The following is a 14,598-nucleotide window of genomic DNA, read 5'->3' as shown; positions in this document are numbered from 1 at the left end:
CCGACCGGCCCCCCTCCCCCGAAATGACCCCCGAGGTCGAGGCCGCCATCGAGCGCGGCCTCGCCTTCCTCGCCCGCGCCCAGAATCCGAGCGGCTCCTACGGATCGGGCGGCGCGCCCGTGGCCACGACCGCGCTGGCCGGAATGGCCTTCCTGGCCGGCGGCCACATTCCCGGCCGCTCGCGCTACGGGGAGAACGTCCGCAAGGCGCTCGCCTACGTCCTGAAGTGCGCCGGCCGCAGCGGATACATCAACGAGGGCCAGGCCCGCGGGGTCGGCGGCTCCGGCATGCACGGCCACGGATACGCCACCATGTTCCTGGCCGAGTGCTACGGCATGGTGGGGGAAACCCCCGATTTCGACGCCGAAACGCTCAAGGAAAAACTCACGGCCGCCGTCCGTCTCATCGAACAATCCCAGTGCCCTAACGGCGGCTGGAACTACGAGCCGAACCCGAGCTACGACGAGGGATCCGTCACCGTCACCCAGGTGCAGGCCCTCCGCGCGGCCCGCAGCGCGGGCATCAAGGTCAGCCTCCGCACGATCCAGAAAGCCGTCGAGTACATCGACAAGTCCACCGATGCCAACGGACAGACGCGCTACAGCCTGACCTCGGGAGGCCACACCTCGTTCGCGCTGACCGCGGCGGGGATGAGCGTGCTGAATTTCCTGGGCACCTACGAGCACCCCAAACTCCGCAAGGGACTGGACTCGATCGTCCGCACCCTCCCCGGCGGAGGCGCCAACAACGCCGCGATGGGCGCCTGGGGCGGGTGGTACTTCTACGGCAACTATTACGCCACCCTGGCCTGCTACCAGGCGGGCGGGACGTACTGGGAGCGCTGGTGGCCGGCCCTCCGCCGAGACCTCGTGGCCACCCAGAACAGGAGCACCGGGGCCTGGACGAACGGCGAGAGCGTCTCCTATGGGGACGCCTTCGGAACGGCGCTGGCGCTCCAGATGCTCCAGCTTCCTTACCGCACCCTGCCCCTGTACCAGCGCGGAAGCGATTGACCGCCCGATTCGGAAGAGCGAATCGCGGACGCTCGTTCAGAACCGCACTTCGACGAAGGGGCCGATCGAGTAGTTGTGAAAAAGATGCGTATGTTCCCGGTTGAAGCTCGACTGCGTGTGCGTGGCCAGCCCCAGAACGCCCAGGCGCACGGCGGGCACGGGCCGAAGGCCCAGCGACCCTTCGAACTCCACGAAGGGAGACGTGTCGTTCTCGTGCCGGCGCTTGAAACGATAGAGCCCCGCCGTGGCGCCGACGCCCAGCTCCAGGACCCGCCAGGAGAAGTACGTGCTCAGCCCCGCCCGGTACTGGCGGATGCGGACTTCCGCCGCGGCCAGCTCGTCTTCATCGTTCTCCGTATCCCAGCCGGCGTATCCCAGGGAAAGCCACAGCGTCGTCACCCCGTAGTCCCAGCCGAACTGGAGATCCGCCCCGACTCCCGCATGGTCTTCGATCTTGAGCCCCGTGTCGAACCGAGTCCAGACCGCGAAGACCTCCACCCCGATCGGGGCGTCGATCTCGATGGCCTTTTCCTTCTCCTGCCACTCGAGTTCCGCGATCGACGGAAGCCGATCCGCCGGATCCCCGCCGGTTCCCCATGACAGCGCCAGAGCCGCCATCCAGTTCATGGCTCTCCCTCCCCTTCGAAAAAGACTCTGCAGACAACCCTTCTTTACACGACGAAGCGGCGGCATTCGAACGCCTCGGCCGCCGCAACGCTGATCTCCCTTCCCCGCGCTTCCGCCAGAAGCCGCAGCGCCCCCAATCCCGCCTGAGAGGGCTCCGGCCGGATCTGGGACCGGTGACACGCATAGGCCTTGAGCTTCCGCTCGAGATAGGGACCGCTGATGTCCACGTAGAAGTTGGGCCGGAACGGGAACGACGCCCCCCAGGTCAGTTGAGGCGCGTCCGCCACCAGGACGAAGTTCTGGAACGCCTTCATCCTCGCCAGGTGCGGGCGACAGGCCGTGATCCCGGCCTTGTACACCGCCTCGTGGTCCTGATTGTAGCTCGGCGCCGGAAGAACGATCATCGTCGGCCGCGTCCTCTCGGTCGCCAGCCGCGCTTTGCGTTCGATCTGCTCGGTGAGCTCCCGCCGGGGCAGCGTCTCCAGACGCAGATGAAGCGACGTGTCTTCGTACACGATCTCCCAGTCGTCCACCTCGAGAACCTTCATGGCCTCCCCCAGCTCCTGACGCCGGGTGGCCTTCCGGGTCTTCTTCCCCGTGGCGTCGAAGTGGACCAGATCCCCCGTCGAAAGCACCATGACGAAGACCTTCCCGCCCGCTTCCTTGACGCGGGCCATCAGGCCCCCGGCGCCGGCCGTTTCGTCGTCGGCATGCGGAGCCACGACGAGCAGCCGTTGACGGGCCAGAAAGGAACGCGTGAATCCGTCCAAGGCCCCCTCTCTCAGTCCGGCTTTATATCGGCAGGCCGGACGATTTTCTTGAGCCGAAATCGCGCTTCAGGCTTCCCCAAGTCTCCGGAAAAACCGCCGCGCGGCACGCGCCAGACGGTCGAACGGACCCGCCCGGCGGCCCCACAGGACCGTATGGCCCCGCCGGATCAGCTCCCGGGCCTCCTCGAGCGACGCGGCCGGAACGATCGTCCGGCCCCGCCCCACGTCGCGGACCACGTGCGCGTCGCTCCCCGCGGTGAGCGCCAGGCCGTACGCGCGCGCGAACGCGGCCACCCGCTCGTCCGCCGGCTCCCCGCGCGAATGGCGCGCATTGAAGCCCTCGCAGGCGTCCACCGCCCGCGCGACGCGTTCGTCCACCGAAGCGTTCTTCGTGAAGGGATGCGCCAGAACCGCCAGCCCTCCCTGCTCGTGAATCGCCCGCACCGCCTCGAGAGGGTCGCGCGTCCGGACGCGTTCCCGCAGGAAAAGCCCCAGAATGTCGCCCGCGTCGGTCCCGACCTCCTCGCCGATGATGACCAGAAGATCCCCTCCCGCCGCCCGACGCGCCTCCCGCGCCCCCTCGATCTCGTCGTGATCGGTCACCGCGATACCGTCCAGGCCGCGCGCCCGCGCCGCGCGGACGAGCTGAACCGGGTCCATCGACCCGTCGAAGGACCACCGGGTATGCGTGTGAAGGTCCAGAATCACCGCCTGAATTCTACCCCCGAATCGGCGCCGTCGAGCGCGGCCAGGTACGGAAGATTGCGGTAGAGGCCCCCGAAGTCCAGGCCGTATCCCACCACGAACCGGTCCGGAATGCGGAACCCCCGGTAGTCGATCCGCACGGGCATCCTCCTCCGGTCCGGCTTGTCGAGCAGCGCGCACAGGCGGAGGCTCCGCGGCCGGGCGGCCCGCAGCATTCCCAGCACGCGGCGTGCCGTGAATCCCGTGTCCACGATGTCTTCGACGAGAAGGACGTCCTTCCCGCGAAGGGAACCTTCGGCGTCGAAAACCAGCCGCACCCGGCCGGAAGATTCCGCCGCCGCCCCGTAACTCGAGACGCGCAGGAAATCGCACCGCAGCGGAAGGTCGATGGCGCGCACGAGATCCGCCATGAAAACGAAGGAGCCCTGAAGGACCCCGACGAGGATCGGCTCGCGGTCCCGATAGTCGGTCCGGATCCGCCGCCCGAGCGCCCGAACCCGGGTTCGGAGCCGCTCCTCCGGAATGAGGACCCGCAAGCCCGGAGGAACCGGCCCGCCGCCCCGGCTATTTCTTCGCGGGACGCTTGTCGTGATTCCAGAGGTCTTCGTTCTCGTCCGTCCCGCCCTCGGCGCCGTCGGCGCCCAGGCTCAGAAGATCGTAAGGCTGCCCGGCGGTGCCGGGCACCCGGTACACGAGGAAATTGTCGTACGCGTCCTTGGGGACCGCCTGGAGATATCCCTTCTCGGGCCACTTCTTGAGCGGATAGGCGGGCTTGGTCACCAGATCCGTCAGCTTCTCCGGATAGCGGTCGTTGTCGGCCTTGAACTGCTCGATCGTCTTGACCGCCTCCTCGATCGCCTTGCGGGTCTCGGCTTTCTTGGCCTCTTTCCACTGGTCGTGGTTCCAGAGGTCCGCCCCGTCGCCCGCCCCCCACGTGCGGCCGTCCTTGCCGTAGCTGACGACGTCGAAATCCGCTCCGGTGCCCGGCTGCCGGTAGACGAAGGCGCGGCCCCAGGCGTCCTTGAGCTCCCCGGAATAGTAACCGTCCTTGGGCCAGGTCTTGGCCGCCTCGGGCTTGGTCTTGAGGTGTTCGAGGATGAGGGGATAACTCCCCTGGTCCTTCTTGTAGGCCTCGATCGCGGCGGCGATCTTGGCGATCCGGCCGCGCGTGTCTTCGATGTCTTTGCGGGCCTTGCGCCCCTCCCACCAGGACTTCCAGGCTTCGTGCGTTTTGCGGACCTCCTCGGGATCCCCGGAAAGGGCTCCCGCGCGCGGCTCATCCTTGGCCGCCTTCCCCCGCAGCTCGTGCTCGAGGATCCTCTGGAGCGCCCGGGCCGCATGCACGCCCAGCGACTGGCCCGAGGCGGGATTGGGCGTCAGGTCCGCCAGCAGGCGTCCCAGATCGTCCACCGCGTCCTGCGCCCGGATGAGGCCGAGCGCGTCCGCCGCCGCCGCCGCCACAAGATGCGCGTCCGGATCGTCGTCGCTCACCGAGGCGGCCTTCTTGTCCTCGAGCGCCTTCCGGAGCGGCTCGGCCGCCTCCGGCACCCGCAGGATGCCGAGCGCGCGGATGGACTCGAATTTGAGGACCCGGTCGGTTTCCACGGTCCGCGACTTGAGCGCCTCCAGAAGCGCCGGCGCGGCCGAAGGTTCCCCGACCGCCGCCAGCGCCCGCGCCGCGGCGGCCGCGATCGACGTGCCGTACTCGTCCGTGTCCTTCAGACGCGCCACGAGCGCCTGCACGACCTCCGGCCGGGGGTCCCGCACCCGCCCGAGAATCTCGCACAGGGCGCGCTTCACCGCCGGCGTCAGGTCCTTCTTCTGAAGCTCCGCCACCACCGCGGGAACCGCCGCGCGACCGAGTTCCACCAGCTCCTCCCGCGCCACGTAGCTTTCGGTGAAGCGGTCCGAACCCAGCTTCTTGAGGGCGTTCTCGACGTCCTGTTTGAGGATTTCCTCCCGGCCCTGCACGGGCTTTGGAGCGTCCTGAACGCCGGTCCAGCAGAAAAGCCCCAGGGCGAAGAGCGCCTTCATGCGGCCACCTCCGTGAACAGGGACGACGATCGTTCGGCCCCCGATGGCGGACGACATTATACCCGCCCCGCCCGCGCCGTCCAGTTCAAGCGCCCGGCGGCCCTTTACATTCCGCCCCGCCCCCCCGTAGAATGCGCGCGCCATGCAGAACTTCGCCGACCGGCTCGCTGACGCCGTCCGCCGCAAAAACTCCCGCGTCGTGGTGGGCCTGGATCCCCGCTGGGAAAGTCTTCCCGAAGAATTCCGCCGCGGCGCCCACCGCGACATCGAGAAAGTGGGCAAGGCGATCCTCGAGTTCAACGCCGCCGTCATCGACATCGTCGCGCCCCACGCCGCGGCCGTGAAACCCCAGATCGCCTTCTACGAAAAGATCGGCCCCTACGGGCTGGCCGCCTACTTCGCCACCTGCAAGCACGCCCGCGACCGCGGCCTCCTCGTGATCGGCGACGTCAAGCGCGGCGACGTGCCGGACACCGCCCGGGCGTACGCCGAAGCCCATTTCGTCGCCTTCCCGTCCGACGCCGTCACCGTCAACCCCTTCTTCGGAACCGACGGCCTGGAGCCCTTCCTCGAGGCGGCGCGTGCGCGCGGCGGAGGTCTCTTCGTGCTGGTCAAGACCTCCAACCCCCGCTCCGGCGAGATCCAGGATCTTCCCGTCCACGGGAAGCCCCTCTATCTCCATCTGGCCGAGAAAGTCGCCGCCTGGGGCGAAAGCCTTCGCGGATCGTCGGGGTACTCGGCCGTGGGCGCCGTGGTGGGGGCGACCCATCCCGCCCAGGCCGCCGAAATCAGAGCCGCTCTCCCGAACGCGTTCTTCCTGGTGCCCGGCTACGGCGCCCAGGGCGCCGCCGCCCGCGACCTCAAAGGATGCTTCAATCCGGACGGCCTGGGCGCCGTGGTCAACTCGTCCCGAGGAATCGTCTTCGCCTGGGAGCGCGAGCCGTATCGGGGACTGCCCTGGGAAAAGGCCGTGGAGAAGGCCGTCCTGGACATGAAGGCGGACCTGAACGGCGTGCTGGGGGCATGATCGCCGCGACGCTCCTGGCCGCCGCCTCCAGCTTCGCCCTGACGTGGCTCCTGGTTCCCGCCGCCCGCGCGCTGGCCCGGCGTGTCGGACTCCTGGATCGCCCCGGCCCGCGCAAGATCCACTCCGAGCCCATGCCCTACGGGGGCGGCCTGGCCGTGGCGGCCGGCCTGCTCGGGCCCGCGCTCGTCTTCACCGCCGCGTCTCTGGACGCGTTTCCGAAACCGGCCGTCGTCTACGCCCTCGGATCGCTGGTCATCCTGGCCCTGGGCCTCTCGGATGACCGCCGGCCCCTCCGCCCTGGCTTCAAGCTCGCGATCGAAGCGATCGTGGCCCTGGGGGTGACGATCGGCGGAGAGCGCCTCCAGCTTTTCGGCGTCAGTCCGATCCTGGAAGGAGGCGCGACCGTCCTCTGGATCCTGGCCATGACGAACGCTCTCAATCTCCTCGACCATATGGACGGACTGGCCTCCGGTGTGGCCGCCGTCGCGGGGCTCTCGTTCATCCTCATCGTCGGGGATGCCTGGGTGGATCTCTGGATGGGATGCCTCGTCGGGGCCTGCCTCGGGTTCCTGATGCACAATTTTCCGCCCGCCCGAATCTTCCTGGGCGACGCGGGCAGCCTTTTCATCGGATACTGGCTGGCGTGCCTCCTGGTGTCGTCCACGTTTTACGAATCGTACCGGCCCAAGGTCACGTACCTGGCGCCGTTCGTCGTCCTTTTCGTGCCTCTCTTCGACACCGCCCGGGTCGTGTGGATCCGGCTGAGGCTGCGCGCCCCCCTCTTCCGCGGCGACACGAATCATCTGGCCCATCGGCTGACCGCCTTGGGGCTTTCCCGCCGCTCCGCGGTGCTGGCCGTTTACGCCCTGACCGCCTACACGGGAGCCTCGGCCGCCCTCCTCTACCAGGTTCCCGCGGACGCGGCGGCGCTCGTCTTCGTGCAGCTCCTTCTGACCTTCGGCCTGATCGTCCTTCTGGAGCGCCCGGCCCGCCATGACTGAGCCCGCCGCGCCCCGGTCCGCGAGCCTCCTCGACCGGACCGCGCTCTTTCTGGCGGCCCTGGGGCTGATCCTCCGCGTCGCCGTCGGCGGAGCCGTCGCGGGAACGGGACTCAACCTCCTGATTCACCTTCTCTTCTGGCTGGCTCTCGCCGTGGCTTTTCTCGCCCACACCCTCCGCGGCGGCGGAACGTGGCTTCTGACGGGGATCGAGTTCCCTCTCCTGGCGTTTTCGATCGCCGTCCTGGCCTCGACGCGGAGCGCTTCCCATCTCCTGCCGGCCCTGGAACGCGCCTTCGGATTCCTTTCCCTCGCGCTCCTGCTCGTCGGCGCGATCCAATCCTTCCGGAAAGCCGATATGGTGGCGGCGTTCCTGGCGCTCCTTCCGCTCTTGGCGCTCTACGCGTTCGCCCAGTATTTCTTTTATTTCCCCCGACTGCTCGACGACTACGACCCCGGCACCCTCGGCCCCCTCACGCGGGACCTCGAGGCGCGCGTCCGGGGCCGGGAGATTTTCGCCACGTTCCTGGGTCCGAACCAGTTCGCCGGATTTCTGGCGCTGACGATCCCTTTGGCCGCCGGGGCGGCGCTCGATGTGCGACGGGCGGGTCCGCGCGCGTGGACCCCTTGGGCGGCGGGGGCGGCGCTGGGAATTGCGGCTCTGGCGCAAACGGGATCGCGGGGCGCCTGGGTGTCGCTGGCGGCGGGCGGCGCGGCCTTCGCCGGTCTGGCCCTCACGCGCCGCCGGGGCCGCGCCGCGCTCGTGACCGGAGCCGGGGCGGCGGGAGTACTCCTCCTGGCCCTGACGATCTTCGGCCCGCTCCTCGAGAAGCTCGCCTCCGCCAGCGCTTCGATGCACTGCCGCCGCGTCTACTGGGAGGCGGCCGTGCGGACGGCCGCCCGGGCGCCGATCCTCGGCGTCGGACTGGACAACTACGAAGACTGCTTCACGCAGCTCAAGTCCGACGTGCAGCAGGAAAGCACCAAGGTTCACAACGACTATCTCCAGCTCCTGGCGGAAACCGGCGCGGCGGGCCTGCTGTCGTTCCTGGCCCTCGTGGGATTCGTCCTGTCGCGCGCGCTCCGGCGCGAGGCGATCCCGGCGCCCGACCCTCCGGAGACGGGAACATGGATCTGGCCGGCGGCGGGAGCGGCCGGTTTTCTCCTGGCGTGGCTTTCCGGAGGGCCTCTTCCGCCCGAGGCGGCGCTTCTTTTGGCGGCCGCCTGGCCTTGGGCCTGGCGGCTGGCGGCTCCGTCGCGCCGGGCATGGTCCGCCGGCGACGCCGCCTGGACGCGCCTCGGGGCGGCGGCGGGCCTTCTGGCGTTCCTGCTTCACATGACGGTCGAGTTCGATCTCTATGAATGGGGCACGGCGGCGGCGTTCTTCCTGGCGCTCGGACTCAATCTTCTCCTGGCCGGCCGGGCGGCGCCCCTGAATCTTCCCCGCGGGGCGGCCGCCGCGGCGGCCGTCCTGACGCTGCTGGTCGCCCTCCCGCTTCTGGTCGCCGCGGCTCCCCGGGCGCTGGCGGCCGATCGGGAACTCGAAGCGGCGCGCCGGGCGCTTCTGCGGGGCGATGCGCCGGAGGCGGTGCGGCACGCTCAGGCGGCCGAGCGGCACAATCCGGCGGCATCGGAAGCGTACGCGCTCCACGCGGAAGGCCGCTTCGCCCTCTGGAAAACGCTCCGGGAGCATCCTTCTTCCCGCACGGACCCGGCCCTGGTCCAGGAACTGTCGGAGCATGAGGAGATCGCGCTCGAGGCTCTGACGAGCGCGCTTCGGCTGCGTCCCCGGTCGTCGCCCCTCCACGACAGGAAGGCTTCCCTGCACCGCGCGTTCGGAGCGTTCGCGGAGGGACGGTCCGGAGCGCTCGCGCGCGCCCGGGCCGCGGAGCACGCGCGCCTCGCGCGGGAGCACGCCCGCCGGGCCGTGGAGCTCTACCCTACCGCCGCGCGGCCCCGATACGCGCTGGCCCGTCTCCTGGACGAACAGGGGTTTGCCGAAGAAGCGCGGCGCGAATATGCGGAAGCGCTCCGCCTGAGCGAGCGGGCGGCTGCGGAACCCTTCCCGCAGGAACACCTCAGACTGTCGCCCGACCAGGAAGCCGAGTGCCGCCGGAAGGCCCGGGCGCCGTAAGGACCCGTGATTGCCCCCCGGCCAATCGCTATACTGAAGCGACTTCAAGGAGAACCCCTGCGTGGCGAACTTCGACGCGTACGAACTCGTCGCGGGTCTGGAAACCCATGTGCAGCTGAAGACCCGGACCAAGCTTTTCTGCGGCTGCCCCGTCCGGTTCGGAGCGCCTCCGAACACTCAGGTGTGCCCCGTCTGCCTGGGCCACCCGGGATCGCTCCCCGTCCTCAACCGCGCCGCCTTCGAGCTCGGCATGCGGGCGGCCCTGGCCCTCAACGCCCGGGTGGCGGAGTTCACCAAGTTCGACCGGAAGAACTACTTCTACCCCGACCTCCCCAAGAACTATCAGATCTCCCAGTACGATCTTCCGCTCTCCCGCGACGGGTGGATCGATCTCGAAGGCGGCCGGAGAATCGGGATTCTGCGGGCCCACCTCGAGGAGGACGCCGGGAAACTCATTCACGAGGAGCGCGGGACGCGAAGCTTCGTGGACCTTAACCGCGCCGGCGTTCCGCTCGTGGAAATCGTGACGCGTCCGGATCTGCGCTCGGCGGAGGAGGCGTACCAGTACCTGACGACGCTCAAGGCGATCCTCCAGTACGCCGGGGTTTCGGACTGCGACATGGAGAAGGGAGAGCTCCGCTGCGATGTGAATCTCTCCGTCCGCCGCAAGGGCGAGGAGAAGCTGGGCGTCAAGACGGAAATCAAGAACCTCAACTCGTTCAAGTTCGCCAAGGCGGCGATCGAATACGAGTTCGCCCGCCAGGTCCGGGCGATCGAGGCGGGCGAACGGATCGTTCAGGAGACGCGTCTCTTCGACGCCGAGGCCGGGGTGACGCGCCCGATGCGCTCGAAGGAGGAGGCGCACGACTACCGCTACTTTCCCGAGCCGGATCTTCCGCCGGTGCGCGTGTCGCCGGAATGGATCGACCGGGTGCGGTCGCAGATCCCCGAGCTTCCGGCCGCCAAGCGGGCGCGGTTCGCGCGGGAATACGGCCTGAGCGACTACGACGCGAAGATTCTGGCCGGAGACCGGGCGATGGCGGACTTCTTCGAGGAGGCGGCGCGGCTTTCGGGGAAGCCCAAGCCCGTGGCCAACTGGCTCGTCAACGAGCTCAACAAAATCCTCAACGAGCGCAAGATTCCGGCCGAGGCGGTCCGGGCGACGCCGAAAGGACTCGTGGAGCTCATCGGGCTGGTCGAATCGGGCGCGCTGACGGGGGCCAGCGCCAAGGAGGTGTTCCTGGAGATGGTCGAGCGGGGGGCGGCCCCGGGGGACGTGGTCCGGGAGCGCGGGCTGGCGCGGGTCAGCCGGGCGGAAGACCTCGAGGCCGCGGCGCGGGCGGCGATCGAAGCCAACCCCAAGGCGGCGGCGGATTACCGCGGGGGGAAGGCCGCCGCGCTCAAGTCGCTGATCGGCGGCGTCATGAAAAAAACGCAGGGACGCGCGGACCCGAAGCTGGCCGAGGAAATTCTGAAGCGGCTGCTGTCCTGAACACGGATCACTTCCCCACGGATTCGAGCTTCTTGAGCTCGGCGTCGAGCCAGGCGCCGTCCACTTCGCCTACGATCCGAAGGCGCTCCAGGATCACGGTGCCGAACAGCGGCGCGCACCCGGCGCGTCCTTCCGAGAACTGGGCGTGATCCGTCTCCAGAACGCCCCGCGCCATCGACAGGCGCAGGCGCGTCCCTTCCCGCGCAAAACTCGCCTGGTTGGAGCCCGAACCGCGCACCAGCGAAAGCTCCCCGCGCCCTCCCTGCGCGAGAATGGCGTTGAACGCCTGGGCCCCTTCTCCCACGGGGAGCTTGAAGATCGCGTCGAGCGGTCCCTGCCCCTGGCCCAGGGGAAGATCCACGACGCCCATGTAACCGGCGCGGCCCCCCTCCCCATGCACCAGAAGACCGAAGGAGCCTTCCTGCTGAATCCGGAAGGTCGCCTCGATCGTGACGTTTCCCTTGAGGGGAGGAGCCCAGTACCACATCCCCAACCCGGAGAGCTGAACTCCGCCCGGCACGCGGGTGGCGGTCACGACCCCCTCGCCCACGGAGAACAGCGAAAGCTCGCGGTCGTCCTTGAAGGTGTAGACGACCTCGACGCGGTTGCGGCCGACCTCCTTCACTTCGGAGGCGGCGAAGAGCCGGCGCAGCTCCGGGCGAACGCCGCGGGGACGGCCCGGTGTCGGGAAGAGTTCCTCCACGATCTCCAGACGGCTCTTGCCGAGGACGGGAGAGGGCTTCTTCATGTACTCCGTGTGGCCGTACTTCTCGACGCACTCCCGGAACTTGCGCGCGGCGCCGATTTCGTCCTTCTTCCGGAAAAGCCCGTAGGCTTCCTCGTAGAGCGCGCGCGCGGTTTCCTCCTCGCGTCCCGACGGAACGTCCTTCAGCGCCTCCGCCAGGCGTTCCAGGCCTACCCGTTGGGGCGCGGGCACCTGGTCGAACCAGTCCCGCGCCTGCGGCAACTTCCCGGCGAAGAAGAAAAACAGGCACGCCTTGAGGGCGAAATGATCGTCCCCGGCCGCCTGGGGGGCGCGTCGCGCCAGCGCCACCACATCCTCCTCCGTCAGCACGGGTCCGGAACGACCCGCGACCGGCGTCAGAGGAACGGCCGTGCGGGCCGCTCCGCCGGCCACGGTCACCAGAAGCGCCGGAGGCTCCCCCGGCTTGCGCGGCGCCGGCTCGGCGGAAACCGCGTCCTTCAGGGCGGAGGAGAAACCCGTCTTGAACCGGTTGGCGTCCCGGGAAGCGGCACGGGCGCCTTCCAGGGCTTGCTCGAGAAGATCCTCCAGAAGGGCCGCCGTGCGAAGGTCGAGCGCCGTTTCCCGCGCCGGCCCGGGCGGCGCTCCCGCCGCCAAGGCCGCCTCGATCGACTGAACCAGCCGCCGCGCGTCCACCGGGGCCGTCCGGGCGGGATCGGCGAACGCCTGAGCGAGCGCGCGGTCCACCGCCGCCGGCAGGAGCAGCGCCGCCAGCGGCTCCGCCTCCCGGGAACCCAGAAGGGCATGCAGAAGCCTCCGCGCCGCCGGAAGGTCCCTCTTCCGAAGCGCCTCCTCGAACGGTCCACGGAACTGCGCCCGCGCCGCGGCGGCCTGGGCGGACAGATCGGCGACGGACCGGCCGGCCTGCCCGGAGATCCGCGCGCCTTCCTCCGCCAGGGCCGCGATCGCCGCGGGATTCTCCTTGTGCGCCGCCCGCAGCTCCGCGAGCCGTTCCTGCGCCTTGCGGATCCGGTCCGGCGTGGGCGACGAACCCAGAATCTCCCCGAGCTCGCGCCGGAAAAGGTCCCGGCGGCGCGCTTCGAGATCCTCCTTCTGAGCGGGCGGCGCGGACACGACGAGCGCATCGAGCTGCCGGTAGGCCTCGCGCCGCTGGGCCGGATCGGCGAACAGCCGCTCGACCCGCTCCAGGCCGCTCAGGGTCGACTCCTCGAGGCTGCGCCGCACGCGCTCCAGGTACTCGTCGCATTCCTCTCCCGCCTTGGTTTTCCGGGAGGCCGGCCCGCGGGCGAGCCACTTGTAGACCTCGTCCAGGGCCTGAAGCTCCGTCAACGCCTGGGCGTATCGGCCGGCGGCGAAGTGCTCATCGACGCGCTTTTTGCGCGGCAGCCATTCGGTCTGCAGAATCGCCTGGTTGACCTTTTCCTCGAAGCGGGTCTGCTCCTCGAGCCACGCCTTCTGGGCCGCGAAATCCGAATTCTTCCGCGCGCGCTCGATCTGCTCGAGGATCGTGCGATACGGTCCGGTGAAGCGCTCGGGGTCGTCGCGCCGCATCTGGGCCTCGGCCAGCTCGCGGAAGGCCTCCAGATCCTTGCGCAGGCGGTCGGCGGGATCCGCGGCCGGCGGCGGGGGTGGCGGGGGAGCCTTGGCCGGCGGGGCGGGACGGGCCGCGGCGGAAGCGGGAGGCGGCTCGGCGTCGCCCCCGCCCAGGAAGATGAAGAAGACCGCCGCCAGCGCCGCCAGCGCGACCGCGGCCACGACGGCCGGCGTGCGCGACGCGGGGCCCTGAAGGCGGGAAACCCGATGATGCGTCGTGGGATGGCGACGCTCGAGGGCCGGCCTCTGAACGACGGAGATCGGCCGGCGCTCCGCCGAGGGCGCCGGCACCGGCGCCTGCCCGGCCAGAACCCGCTCCATCTCCGCGATGAGGGCGTCGGGATCCTGCGGCCGATCCTCCCGCCGCTTCTGCATCATGCGCAGGATGAGCGCGCTGAACGCTTCCGAGAGCGCGGGATTGCGCTTGCGGGGCGGCTCCGGAAACTCGGTCACATGCTTGGTCATGACGACCATCGGGTTGGATCCCGAGAACGGCGGGCTCCCGGTGGCCATGTGATAGAGGGACGCGCCCAGGGAATAGATGTCGCTCCGCGTGTCGATGTTCTCCTCGCCCCGCGCCTGTTCCGGCGAGATGTAGTTCGGGGTGCCCACGCTGGTCCCGTCCATCGTGACGCCGGCGTCCCCCTTCGTTTGCTTGGCCAGCCCGAGGTCGCAGAGCTTGGCCAGACCCGAGGAGGCGATCATGATGTTTTCGGGCTTGATGTCGCGGTGAACGATCCCGTGCTTGTGGGCGTGGGAAAGGGCCCGGGCGATCTGAAGGCCGATCGTGAGGCACCGTTTCTCGTCCAGGCGGCCTTCGCGCTTGAGGACGGAACTCAGCGGAACCCCGTCCACGTACTCCATCACGAAGTAGTGGACCCCTCCCGCTTCGCCGACGTCGATGCCCAGAATGATGTTCTCATGGTTGAGCTTGGCCACGGCGCGGGCCTCGCGGACGAAGCGTTCGACGAAGGACCGGTCCTTCGAGTACCGCGGGGAGAGGATCTTGATGGCCACGATCCGGTCCATCGAAACCTGCCGGGCCTTGTAGACCGTCCCCATCGCGCCCTGGCCGATCTTCGACAGAAGCTCGTAGCCGGGAATCGAGAACTTCACGGAGGCCGTGGATTGCGCCTGGAGCTTGACGATCTGAACCGCCTGCTCGGGAGTGAGGTACCCCTTCTCGATCAGGATTTCGCCGAGCTTCTTAGGTTCGATCCCGAGACCCCGAAGCTTGGTCTGGATGTCCAGGCACTCCTTGACCTGTTCGAAGGTGCAGAAATTCTCCCGGATCGCGACCTGACCGAACGAATAATCGTCCTTCGATCCGCCCGCGGGCGCTCCCGTCATCCGCGACTCCCCATCCTCGATGTATCCGGGACAGGAAGGCCCTTCCCCGCCCGGCTCTATGTGGAAAACGCTCCCGAATCCGCAATCGCCCGGAAAATCCGCAGTTGCCTGAATTATAGCCGCGCCCCATG

The 14,598-nt window shown here is 69.0% G+C and carries 11 protein-coding genes; 5 read left to right on the top strand and 6 right to left on the bottom strand.

The genetic code is table 11. The annotated features are described in order from the left end of the window. A partial coding sequence (locus VNO22_05170) for a prenyltransferase/squalene oxidase repeat-containing protein (GenBank protein ID HXG60738.1) occupies window positions 1–1,013 on the top strand: 1,013 nt, incomplete at its 5' end. Window positions 1,014–1,049: 36 nt separating this feature from the next. Here the strand turns inward: VNO22_05170 and VNO22_05165 are convergent. The 5 genes from VNO22_05165 to VNO22_05145 all read right to left on the bottom strand — a co-directional run bounded on the left by VNO22_05165 (window position 1,050) and on the right by VNO22_05145 (window position 5,149). Then, window positions 1,050–1,640 carry a hypothetical protein gene (locus tag VNO22_05165; GenBank protein ID HXG60737.1) on the bottom strand — a complete coding sequence of 197 codons (591 nt, stop codon included), beginning with the start codon at window positions 1,638–1,640 and terminating at the stop codon, window positions 1,050–1,052. 44 nt (window positions 1,641–1,684) lie between these two features. Further along, window positions 1,685–2,410: a PIG-L deacetylase family protein gene (locus VNO22_05160; GenBank protein ID HXG60736.1), complete on the bottom strand. Its 726-nt coding sequence runs from the start codon at window positions 2,408–2,410 to the stop codon at window positions 1,685–1,687. A 66-nt stretch (window positions 2,411–2,476) separates the two neighbouring features. Further along, window positions 2,477–3,118, bottom strand: coding sequence for a CehA/McbA family metallohydrolase (locus VNO22_05155; protein HXG60735.1), 642 nt, complete (start codon window positions 3,116–3,118; stop codon window positions 2,477–2,479). After that, window positions 3,115–3,651 carry a hypoxanthine phosphoribosyltransferase gene (gene hpt / locus VNO22_05150; protein ID HXG60734.1) on the bottom strand — a complete coding sequence of 179 codons (537 nt, stop codon included), beginning with the start codon at window positions 3,649–3,651 and terminating at the stop codon, window positions 3,115–3,117. The genes VNO22_05155 and hpt overlap by 4 nt, the downstream gene beginning before the upstream one ends. Window positions 3,652–3,679: 28 nt before the next feature. Beyond that, entirely contained in the window at window positions 3,680–5,149 is a 1,470-nt protein-coding gene (locus VNO22_05145; protein ID HXG60733.1) for a type II secretion system protein GspG, read from the bottom strand. Window positions 5,150–5,291: 142 nt separating this feature from the next. On the opposite strand from VNO22_05145, the gene pyrF reads away from it, so the two are divergent. From pyrF to gatB, 4 genes are all read left to right on the top strand, one after another. Next, entirely contained in the window at window positions 5,292–6,176 is an 885-nt protein-coding gene (pyrF, locus tag VNO22_05140; protein ID HXG60732.1) for an orotidine-5'-phosphate decarboxylase, read from the top strand. Continuing rightward, window positions 6,173–7,177 carry an MraY family glycosyltransferase gene (locus VNO22_05135; GenBank protein HXG60731.1) on the top strand — a complete coding sequence of 335 codons (1,005 nt, stop codon included), beginning with the start codon at window positions 6,173–6,175 and terminating at the stop codon, window positions 7,175–7,177. The genes pyrF and VNO22_05135 overlap by 4 nt, the downstream gene beginning before the upstream one ends. Continuing rightward, window positions 7,170–9,308 carry an O-antigen ligase family protein gene (locus VNO22_05130; GenBank protein HXG60730.1) on the top strand — a complete coding sequence of 713 codons (2,139 nt, stop codon included), beginning with the start codon at window positions 7,170–7,172 and terminating at the stop codon, window positions 9,306–9,308. The genes VNO22_05135 and VNO22_05130 overlap by 8 nt, the downstream gene beginning before the upstream one ends. A gap of 61 nt (window positions 9,309–9,369) precedes the next feature. Next, window positions 9,370–10,800 carry an Asp-tRNA(Asn)/Glu-tRNA(Gln) amidotransferase subunit GatB gene (gene gatB / locus VNO22_05125; protein ID HXG60729.1) on the top strand — a complete coding sequence of 477 codons (1,431 nt, stop codon included), beginning with the start codon at window positions 9,370–9,372 and terminating at the stop codon, window positions 10,798–10,800. A 7-nt stretch (window positions 10,801–10,807) separates the two neighbouring features. Here the strand turns inward: gatB and VNO22_05120 are convergent, their stop codons facing one another. After that, complete coding sequence (locus tag VNO22_05120) at window positions 10,808–14,467, bottom strand: serine/threonine-protein kinase (protein ID HXG60728.1); 3,660 nt, start codon at window positions 14,465–14,467, stop codon at window positions 10,808–10,810. Window positions 14,468–14,598: the final 131 nt, after the last annotated feature.

The organism is Planctomycetota bacterium (genome assembly GCA_035574235.1).
Classification (GTDB): Bacteria; Planctomycetota; MHYJ01; order MHYJ01; family JACPRB01; genus DATLZA01.
Note: the sequence above shows the minus strand (reverse complement) of the source record. Positions and strands in the feature narration are given on the sequence as shown.

Bases quoted from the DNA above. Each gene is read 5' to 3' on its own strand.
- VNO22_05145 (HXG60733.1), bottom strand. From the start codon at position 5,149: ATGAAGGCGCTCTTCGCCCTGGGGCTTTTCTGCTGGACCGGCGTTCAG.
- pyrF (HXG60732.1), top strand. From the start codon at position 5,292: ATGCAGAACTTCGCCGACCGGCTCGCTGACGCCGTCCGCCGCAAAAAC.
- VNO22_05165 (HXG60737.1), bottom strand. From the start codon at position 1,640: ATGAACTGGATGGCGGCTCTGGCGCTGTCATGGGGAACCGGCGGGGAT.
- VNO22_05120 (HXG60728.1), bottom strand. From the start codon at position 14,467: ATGACGGGAGCGCCCGCGGGCGGATCGAAGGACGATTATTCGTTCGGT.
- VNO22_05135 (HXG60731.1), top strand. From the start codon at position 6,173: ATGATCGCCGCGACGCTCCTGGCCGCCGCCTCCAGCTTCGCCCTGACG.
- VNO22_05130 (HXG60730.1), top strand. From the start codon at position 7,170: ATGACTGAGCCCGCCGCGCCCCGGTCCGCGAGCCTCCTCGACCGGACC.